Source organism: Spirosoma koreense (genome assembly GCF_054777875.1).
On record NZ_BAAHAC010000010.1, the window covers coordinates 1 to 8,690 of the forward strand.

The 8,690-nt window shown below is 44.0% G+C and carries 13 protein-coding genes; 5 read left to right on the forward strand and 8 right to left on the reverse strand.

From position 1 onward, the window contains the following. Nucleotides 1-145: 145 nt before the first annotated feature. Both ACYVC2_RS11535 and ACYVC2_RS11540 read left to right on the forward strand, forming a co-directional pair. Complete coding sequence (locus ACYVC2_RS11535; RefSeq protein WP_461102577.1) at nucleotides 146-532, forward strand: hypothetical protein; 387 nt, start codon at nucleotides 146-148, stop codon at nucleotides 530-532. A gap of 101 nt (nucleotides 533-633) precedes the next feature. Further along, nucleotides 634-993: a hypothetical protein gene (locus ACYVC2_RS11540; RefSeq protein ID WP_461102578.1), complete on the forward strand. Its 360-nt coding sequence runs from the start codon at nucleotides 634-636 to the stop codon at nucleotides 991-993. Nucleotides 994-1,160: 167 nt separating this feature from the next. Here ACYVC2_RS11540 and ACYVC2_RS11545 read toward each other — a convergent pair whose 3' ends face one another. Continuing rightward, nucleotides 1,161-1,646 carry a hypothetical protein gene (locus ACYVC2_RS11545; RefSeq protein ID WP_461102579.1) on the reverse strand — a complete coding sequence of 162 codons (486 nt, stop codon included), beginning with the start codon at nucleotides 1,644-1,646 and terminating at the stop codon, nucleotides 1,161-1,163. Nucleotides 1,647-2,921: 1,275 nt separating this feature from the next. Next, a complete protein-coding gene (locus ACYVC2_RS11550) occupies nucleotides 2,922-3,485 on the reverse strand; it encodes a hypothetical protein (RefSeq protein WP_461102580.1) in 564 nt (187 codons plus the stop codon). Nucleotides 3,486-3,928: 443 nt separating this feature from the next. Between ACYVC2_RS11550 and ACYVC2_RS11555 the strand changes: the two genes are divergently transcribed. Continuing rightward, nucleotides 3,929-4,408, forward strand: a complete 480-nt coding sequence (locus tag ACYVC2_RS11555) for a hypothetical protein (protein WP_461102581.1) — start codon at nucleotides 3,929-3,931, stop codon at nucleotides 4,406-4,408. A 33-nt stretch (nucleotides 4,409-4,441) separates the two neighbouring features. Here ACYVC2_RS11555 and ACYVC2_RS11560 read toward each other — a convergent pair whose 3' ends face one another. Together ACYVC2_RS11560 and ACYVC2_RS11565 are read right to left on the reverse strand one after the other, a co-directional pair. Continuing rightward, complete coding sequence (locus ACYVC2_RS11560) at nucleotides 4,442-5,149, reverse strand: recombinase family protein (RefSeq protein ID WP_461102582.1); 708 nt, start codon at nucleotides 5,147-5,149, stop codon at nucleotides 4,442-4,444. A gap of 12 nt (nucleotides 5,150-5,161) precedes the next feature. After that, nucleotides 5,162-5,356, reverse strand: a complete 195-nt coding sequence (locus tag ACYVC2_RS11565; protein WP_461102583.1) for a hypothetical protein — start codon at nucleotides 5,354-5,356, stop codon at nucleotides 5,162-5,164. A 602-nt stretch (nucleotides 5,357-5,958) separates the two neighbouring features. On the opposite strand from ACYVC2_RS11565, the gene ACYVC2_RS11570 reads away from it, so the two are divergent. Then, a complete protein-coding gene (locus ACYVC2_RS11570) occupies nucleotides 5,959-6,213 on the forward strand; it encodes a hypothetical protein (protein WP_461102584.1) in 255 nt (84 codons plus the stop codon). On the opposite strand, the gene ACYVC2_RS11575 is transcribed toward ACYVC2_RS11570, so the two are convergent. The 3 genes from ACYVC2_RS11575 to ACYVC2_RS11585 form a co-directional block, all read right to left on the reverse strand. Continuing rightward, nucleotides 6,201-6,488, reverse strand: coding sequence for a hypothetical protein (locus tag ACYVC2_RS11575; protein WP_461102585.1), 288 nt, complete (start codon nucleotides 6,486-6,488; stop codon nucleotides 6,201-6,203). The two genes, ACYVC2_RS11570 and ACYVC2_RS11575, sit on opposite strands and share 13 nt — an antisense overlap. A gap of 91 nt (nucleotides 6,489-6,579) precedes the next feature. Then, nucleotides 6,580-6,903, reverse strand: coding sequence for a nuclear transport factor 2 family protein (locus tag ACYVC2_RS11580; protein WP_461102586.1), 324 nt, complete (start codon nucleotides 6,901-6,903; stop codon nucleotides 6,580-6,582). A 20-nt stretch (nucleotides 6,904-6,923) separates the two neighbouring features. Continuing rightward, the gene (locus ACYVC2_RS11585) at nucleotides 6,924-7,715 is read right to left on the reverse strand and encodes an SDR family oxidoreductase (protein ID WP_461102587.1); all 792 of its coding nucleotides are present in this window, start codon (nucleotides 7,713-7,715) and stop codon (nucleotides 6,924-6,926) included. Nucleotides 7,716-7,855: 140 nt separating this feature from the next. Here ACYVC2_RS11585 and ACYVC2_RS11590 point away from each other — a divergent pair, with 140 nt between their 5' ends. Further along, nucleotides 7,856-8,242 carry a winged helix-turn-helix transcriptional regulator gene (locus tag ACYVC2_RS11590; RefSeq protein ID WP_461102588.1) on the forward strand — a complete coding sequence of 129 codons (387 nt, stop codon included), beginning with the start codon at nucleotides 7,856-7,858 and terminating at the stop codon, nucleotides 8,240-8,242. 106 nt (nucleotides 8,243-8,348) lie between these two features. Here the strand turns inward: ACYVC2_RS11590 and ACYVC2_RS11595 are convergent, their stop codons facing one another. Beyond that, a complete protein-coding gene (locus ACYVC2_RS11595) occupies nucleotides 8,349-8,546 on the reverse strand; it encodes a helix-turn-helix domain-containing protein (RefSeq protein WP_461102589.1) in 198 nt (65 codons plus the stop codon). Between the last annotated feature and the right edge of the window lie 144 nt (nucleotides 8,547-8,690).

Genomic DNA, 8,690 nt, shown 5'->3' on the forward strand with positions numbered 1-8,690 from the left:
CTACTCCGTCAGGCGTTTGCGGTAGTCAAGTTTGATCAGGATTTCGACCCGAATTATTTCCCTGTTTTACGTACTTGTGCTTGACTTTTAACACAGTTCATAATTGCACTTATACAACAAACAAATGCCAAGTAATAGGCATAAAATGACTGCTCAAGAGAAGATTATCATGTGGCTTGTAGTCATTGTGGTTTTCATTTTTATAGGCTTACTAAGAGGTTCCGAAGAATCCGCCCTTGATGAGTGTAGCAAAATAACAGTAGCTGAACCTATTGAGGTAAACGGCAGCTTTAGAAGAAGCTTTACTTTATCCTACAAGTACATGTATCAGGGGAAGCTCTTTAGAAGTAGTAATAGTTTAGGGTCGATTGACCTTATTCGATTTGGTGAAAAACACTTTTTGAGTAGAAGATATTATGTTAAAATTCAATGTGATGATCCACAACTAACAAGAGTGCTATGGGAAGAACCAGTCCCGGCCACAATAGATAATGTGCCTGATGAAGGATGGATTAGCTTACCTAAAAAATAATTTTACCAACATTCCAGTATTTAGAGTTTTATATTGTGATATTAGAATAGTCGACTAACATAAGTATAGTTATAAAACAGAACTATATTAAGTACAAAGACGTGATACAATCTCTATACCTGAAAGATATAATAAATCTTATAACTGAAGGTCTGCAAGAAACAGCTTCTTTGAAGGGCCAAATCCCTTACCTCATTGAAGATGAGTACCAGCATACAGGTGTAGGTATGTTCGTGAGTTTCAAACCTGTTAATGAGCAAATAGAGCCGTCTCGTATCAGTAAAGACATGATCTTGAACGGTGTACAAGTGAAATCATCTGTGTTTGAGAATGGAGCTGATGCCACTTTATGGATAACCAATGGCATTATCTCTTCATTAGGAATTTTAGCTCTGGGAGGAGATTATCCTATAACTGAAATTACCAACTATGAATTAGTTAAGGTTTGGCAGGATGATTAGAAAATTACAATTTTCTATATACACGTTAGAATGGCAAAATTGACTTATTTCTAGCCCCGTTCTATAACTAACTTTATATAAAGGGAATATTCCTTAACAAGATGGACTTATGTACGGATTAGGTTTATTAAATAAGTACAACTAATATACTGCCAAAGTACTAGGTTTCATTCGGGTATTCGTTTAAAAAGAAAGTGATTATAAATTGTCCTGTAATTTTCAACAGACTCAAAATGAAGAGTAATGGTGTCACCGAATTTGTCTTCATCAAAATATATTATCCCTCCGGCTTTGTAATGCCTAAACTTCCCTTCAAGTTCGCCTTTTCCCGATGTAATAGACCATTCACCCAGTGAAAAGGCGTGGTCTTGTAGGTAAGCTTTATTCGTTAAAGCAATCAAAATGACAAAGCTTTGTCTGTGTCTGTCAATAGTATCTTTTTTGTTGTTAAAGTAAGTAATCTGCTGCTCTGTCCAAGCCTCTTTGAAAGCCAGAATCTGCTGTTTCGTGACTAGTTTATACCGACCAAGGAACACATTATTTTCTTCAGCCTCTTTAGAGGAGAAAGATTGCCTCCTATAGGGTTCCTTAGGAGTATTATCTATTTGGTAAGCTATGAAAGATATTAATCCAAAGTAGGCAATCAGAAACAAGGCGGAGAAGCCTTGTTTTTTAAGATTGGAAATAGAATCTATCGAGCCGATTCCCAAATTACACCTGTAGGAATTAGCAAAAGGAAAGCCATTACACCCATAGAGCTCTAGTTATTGTATAAGTGCCGTTATGCTAATTAATTCACAATCAATAGTCTTGACAAGTGATCATTGGTGCTATCCACTCGAATACCTTGATGAGTTAATACTTCCAGTCTCTTTAGGTCCGAATGAGTTAGTTTCCCTTCAATCATGACTGGGCCACTTCCCACATCGGTTTCTAAGCCCAATTGCTCACTAGCCTTGTCGTACCACAGGGCTTCGTTTCGCCAAGTATCGTTTTTGGGATACTGATAGATGACTTGATACCGATTACCGAATAGACCAACCAGTAACGGCTTAACAAGTGGTCAAATGCCGCACGTTGAGCTGTCAGTCTAGAAGGGAATTGGCCAATAGAACGATAGCCCATAAAATCGCAACCCCACACCCGCCATACAACGAACACAACTAACAGGCTAGTAATCCAGAAGCGCATATTGTTTGTTATATGATCACGATTATGTTAACCGGCAGGCTTACTTAGTCAAGCAGTAGCCAATAACTATCTGTGCTGTCAATGCATCCTGAAATTTGTAAACAGGTCTGTTTGTATCGACCAGAAAACCGGCCGAAAGATCGTAGTAGAAGCGCTTTGGGTGTAATTGTCGTTGAATGCCCCACACGAATCGAACACTAGCTGTATTGCCTAACCCCTGGGGATATGTGCTTGAATAAATGCTCTCCTGGCCCCAATGAGCCACAATGGGAGAAGTGTACTGAACGCCTAAGCTTAGATAGTCTCCGCTATTGTGTTGACTAATCTTGTCCGCAGCCGAACGACGTTCCAAATTGTAATAATAACGAGCGCTTAGGCTAGCTTGAATCATTAACGCTCGATACGAGATAGGGGGCTTATTTTGTTCGCTATGGCTGCTATAATTGGTGCGTAGATTGACCACTGAAAGTAAGGACACTCTTCGGGCAACACCTACCTCGTAGCTGAGTCCAGGTTTGACAAAATTGAACAAACTAACTCGCCAAAGCGATCTTCGCACCACCGATGAAGTCGAGTCCATCTGTGCGAATCCAGTCAAGGGCACTATAACCCAAGCCATGACCAAGCTGAAGGTAAGGAGAGGTGTCCGCATGATGATCGTTTTTGAACTAGACTTTATTCCCCTATAAACGGTTGGAAACCCGCTAATTTTCTTTTGCAATCGCTAATCCAATCGTTTATGGCCAGCTGTAGTGAATCCCAACCTGGTATAGGGGCAGACTACTAGGAAATGGAAAGTGCTGTATCTGCCGATACTCAACATAACCTGAGGATTGCATAAAGTAGCCAGCCTCAATAAATACCCCTATTTTAGCTTTTACCCACCTTAGGCCTACCTTGGGCATGGCTCCCAGGCTGACTTTATTTTGAATAGGATTACCGCCAATATCCTTAAAGCTGTTGAGTAACAGGCCTGTTTCCACACCTAGATAAGGCTGCCACCGGCGATCCAGAAATCGATACTGCAGCATACCCATCAAGGGATATTGATGCAGATCAATGGCTAACCCCTGCAAACGGTCATCGTAGGGAATGACCACGTATTTCCAATACTTAGCCGTTACGCCCAAGTACCATTTAGGCGTAAGGGCTCGCTGATAGGACAGCGAAAAGCCCTGAAGAGAGTGACCTGAAAACTGACTGTTGGTCACGTAACTTGCGGTCAGTGTTTGCTGGGCAACAAGGGGGGCATGATGACTAAGCAAAATGACCCAGACTACGATCAATGAGATGCTTTTCATTCTTGATGGATCGTTAATACACACTTGCATTTATACTACCGCCCATCGGCATACCCTATACCCAATCAAGGCGTAACTCCCTAAACCTGCTTACTCGAGAATACTAAATTTATTTGATTGAATTCCGATTCAGAAGCCTGTTTTGAAGGGACTTTACTTGCCATTCGTGGACCTACCCTACGAATAATCGATTAACATAATACAAACTTTTAATCTCCTGCGCGACGTCCACCTTTTCAACGTGCAATTGGGTCTGTTTTGAGGGCTTATAGGGTGGAGTTGATCTAGGGATATTCCCTTAACATAAGATTGCTTATACAACTTGGTGGAAAAAAGTACAATTTTATCCCCTCATTAAAACCAGCATTTTTTACCTGACGACTACTCTCAGCAGATTATTACTTAGGTTTGTCAGGCAAGCAGTTGATCTTTAATCAGACATCATGAAAGCCAAACAACTCCGTTTTTTTACACGCCAAGATAACACCCCTAAAGCACCCAAGACCAAGCAGACAAAGCTAACTAAACCGCTCAAACTTGAAGGGACTATCTTGAGCACCGGCAAGCTGGTCTTACCCCAGCCAGCCATCGACCAGCTGGGCATACCCCTTGATTCGCTCCGCTTTCAGATCGGCACCCAGCCCGGTCAGCGAAAGCTCAAGGTGCTTTACCTGGTGCCCACTCAAGACGACCAGGGCGAAAGCTTTCCCATGAAGAAAGGGGCCAAATCCTACTCGATCGCCTTGGGACCTATTCTGCAGAAGGGAGGTCTGGACTACAGCTTGATCAAGTACACCTTTACCCTAAAGCCCTTTATCTATCAGGAAGGTGTAACGGGCTATGAGCTGCAACTGCTTGATACCACTCCTAAGCCTGCTTACACGGGTAAGCCTCGGGGACGGAAAGCTAAAGTCACCGTATAAAATCTGAAAGAAACCCAACCAAACGGCTTATGCTTAAGTATCAGCGGTCGCCTGCTGTCGCTTGAGCAAGCGCCTGACTTGGGTGGCCTGAAAGGTGCAACCGCCTACGGTTTGAAAACCTGCCTGGTAGAGGTAGTCGGCAATCTGGGAGAAGTTCTTGCCGGCCTGGTACATCATATCGGCCACGGAAAAAGCCCGCCGGTTGGCCGGATGGGTCAAGGCATTCCGACGGGTGGTTTCTCCGCCTTTCTGTTGACCTTGAGGGGTTAAATTCTCGGGTTTGCCCAGCTTAGCCCCCTGGGCAATTTTAGCGGCTAAGGCTGACTTGGTACGCGCACTGATCAGTTCCCGTTCGTGTTGGGCCAGCGTGGCGAAGATGCCAATGGTTAAGGTGTTGGCATCGGGCATATCCACACATTGGAAGTTCACGCCCGAATCGCGTAGGGTAAAGATAAAGGACGCATTGCGACTTAAGCGGTCCAGTTTGGCGATGACGAGAACGGCCCCCTCTTTCTTAGCCCGCTCAATGGCCGCCGTTAGTTGAGCCCGCTGGTTCTTCTTGCCCGACTCGACTTCGGTGAACTCGGCCAGGATTACTCCTATGACGAAGTTCGCGACGGCCGTGCGCTGGGCTTCCAGGCCTAAGCCCGAATCCCCCTGGGATTTAGTGGATACCCGATAATAAGCCACGTATCTAGGGGAACCTGTACTAGCAACGGCAGAAGTTGGTTTCTTCGCCATGGGTTTACAGAATTACTTTGTTGATCCGGAAGGTGAGAAAGGGTATTTCTTGGAGAGCTCCATCAGCCGGGTTTCGGCTTCTTCCAGGCTCAGTTGCTCAGCGGAGTCGGAAAGGGGTAACAGTGCTCCGGTGGATTCATCGAATTCCTTAACACTAATCCACTCGCCCTGAATCAGGGTGAGAAACTGAACTTCGTAATAAACCATAAAAGACTAAGTACATTGTGAGGTCAAAGGTATAGTTTTCGAATTAGTTGACAAGGCTTGAACGACCCATGCAGGATTGTTGTCAATCCGTAAATTGAGTTAAAAAACTATCTTTGTAGGCCTTGAGAATCAAGGTTGTTGAATGAAAAAATGGGATCAGAAAGGCCACGCTCAAGCGTGGCCTTTCTGATCAACAATGCATTATAAAATCACCGATGCTTCGTAAAAGGAGCCTTTTACGAGATTATTACACACATATAATTTGGTTGTTTTCTGATTGTACAATCTCTCTCATGACGCGGTCCCTGCAACAATGTTCCTTAGTTTCTCAGTCCAGAAAAAGGTAGCAAGTCCCGTATTAAGTTAACGGCAATACTATTTATCGACGACCAAAACGCAAGCCCCCATCAGAGCCAGCGTTTTGTAGGCACTTAGCAGAGTATAGCCTCAATTCTGCTCAAAATGCAATCCACTCACAACGACTATAGTCCGTACGACAAGGATGTTTTCCCGTTACTTATTGCCCATTCGCTACTCGTTATTTAATGACGTTTGGACAGGCCCATTCTAGTTCTCTCATTTGTCTCAAACAGTAGATACACATGGTAGAACGACTCTTCTGGATCGGCATAGGCCTGGATGCCCTGGCAGCCTTACTCTTGCTGGGGCTGGTTATCAAGGACTGGCCTGGAAGCTGGTTCTTGGGCTTGGGGGTGCTGTTTATGGGCTTACCGGCTTTAGCTGGCTACTGGCTGTGGCGGTCCCATCACTCGCATTGGGCCATGCTAGTCGTGGGCTTTCCGCTGCTGTGGAGTCTACCCATGGCGGTTCGTATCGTATTGAATCAATTCAAATGATCTTTCTGGCTAGCCCGTTTTGGTGAATAATCAAAGCCCACTAGCCTGGCTCCTGCAGGCAGTGGGCTTTGAATCAATTTCTTTTCTGAGAATGGGAGCCAAGCGATTAATGGATAATGACCTCGCTGACTAAATACTTGTTCCTTCACCGTCTCTCTAATTGCCCCATTTACAGATATGTAAATAGCTACCATCTCAAGTGGGAGCCATTTATGAGAATTCATAAAACAAGGGTTACGAACCACAAACGCCCGTTGCAGATCGATATAAGGCATTCTTCATCTACTTTTCTTGTTGTTATGAGCAGAAAAGGAACGACTAATTTTAGCCGTTCCTTTGGGAATGCCTAAAATTAACCATTCCCTGTTATCCCGTAATTTTCAATGACTGGATCAATTCATTAGCTATCTCTAGATGATAGGTTAATACAATAGGGCTTCCTTCGAAATTTCCTGAAGTTTCTGCCTTCAACAGGCTTTCCGTTTCTTTTTCTTCAAAGCCCACAGGCTTCATTGTAGACTTGTATCGCTCGTTCGAATCGGCGATCCAATGTTCTATTTCTTTTCTTCCATTGTGCGTTTTTCCTTCATCAAGAACAATGGCTGTTTCAGAGAAACAATTGGCATACCCAACGCTATCGAAGCGGTTTTGCGTTTCGACTAAATCGGTTATTACTTTCGGTAAGTTCATTCTTTTTCTTTGTTAGGTTGTTAAATAGTGGGTACAGTTCCACCGTCAATGACATATTCAGTCCCTGTGAGGTAGCTTGCTCTTGGAGAAACCAAAAAGCCGATAAATTCTGCAACCTCTCCGGGTTCTGCCGGTCTTCCGAATGGTATTCCACCCAATGCATCCATGACACTCTGTTGCGCTTCTTCTACCGTACTATTCGCGTTTCTTGCAATTTCGCCCAGCCAGGCTCCTGATGCTGTCGTATTGATCCATCCCGGCGAAACAGTCAATACCCGAACACCCTTGGGGGAAACTTCATTGGATAAACTTTTACTGTAGTTTCTCAATCCGGCTTTGGCCGCTGCATACGGCAAAGTTGAATCGTAAAGCGGCAATATGCCCTGGATCGAAGCAATGTGAATGATGACACCACTTTTTTGCTCGATCATCTGTGGCAGAAATCCTCTGTCCAGTCGGACAGCAGCCAGTAGATTAGCCTGTAGCGTTGATTCCCAATCGTCATCCGATAATGCGACAAAACCCCCAGCAGGCGTAGATGATCCACCGAGGTTGTTGACCAGGATATCTAGCCTCCCATAAGTAAATAGCACCTCGCTGATTACTTTTTGTGATCCTTCTGCCTTACTTAAATCGGAGGGAATGAAATGGAACTGGCTGTTTTGTTTTTCCGGTGCGTTTCTGGCAGTAATAATAACCGTTGCTCCAGCCTGTAAAAGCCTATCTGCAATGGCTCTTCCGGCTCCTTTTGTCCCTCCTGTTACCAAGGCAATCTTGCCTGATAACTCATTGTTGAAATTAAACTGGTCCATTTATTGCCCTACTTTTGAGAATTAACTATAGGGCAAAAGTGGCGTATAAAAGAAGTGGGGACAAGTACGGTATTACGATTCATATAGGGATAAATTTATCCCCTATTGTACCAACTGGGACATACGTATAATTTTGTATTATGTATGAGAGAAAAACAACACCAAACTTAAATTGTGGACTTGACCTGATCGGTGAAGTCCTTTACGGCAAATGGAAAATCCGTTTGCTGTGGTTTATCCATGTCGGTCATAAACGCCCAAGCGAACTGCAACGCAAAATCCCCGATGCTTCCCGCCGGGTTTTGAATATGCAGTTGAACGAGTTGGAAGAACACGAACTGGTTACGAGAAAAATTTACCCCGTTTTACCGCCAAAAGTAGAATACAGCCTTACCGAATTTGGTAAGACGTTAATCCCCGTGATTGCCTCACTAGGACAATGGGGTGATGAACACGAAGACCGTTTGCGGGATGTGATTTTGAAACAAGCTGTACGTTCTGATTTGGCCGTACCCCTACTTAGTTAAACTGTTTATCAACGGTAATCTACCAAAGCGCAAAATTTTAAGCTATATAGTCGTGTATTACTTGTTTCAAGAAACGCCCATTTTATGATTCACTATCATTTATGAATCAACTGTTATTTTTCCTCTGCCAAGCCAAATACTGGTAAACCGTTGCTCGGCTGAGATTAAACAACTGACCAATTTCCGGAATCGTATGCGTCTTGAGGGCATGTATCGACTTAACAGCCCTTGCCTTTGTTTGGGCTTCGCTAGATAGGCCCTTCGGGCGTCCGCCGATTCGTCCTCTGGCACGCGCAGCGGCCAAACCCGCTTTTGTTCGCTCTCGAATCAGGTCACGCCGGGTGGCCGACCGTCCGATTTCTATGTCATTAACAAAGGGGAAGAAAAAGAATAGTTATATTTTTCTCCTCGTTTCACCACGGCACAAATACGATGAATGAGTTTGTTG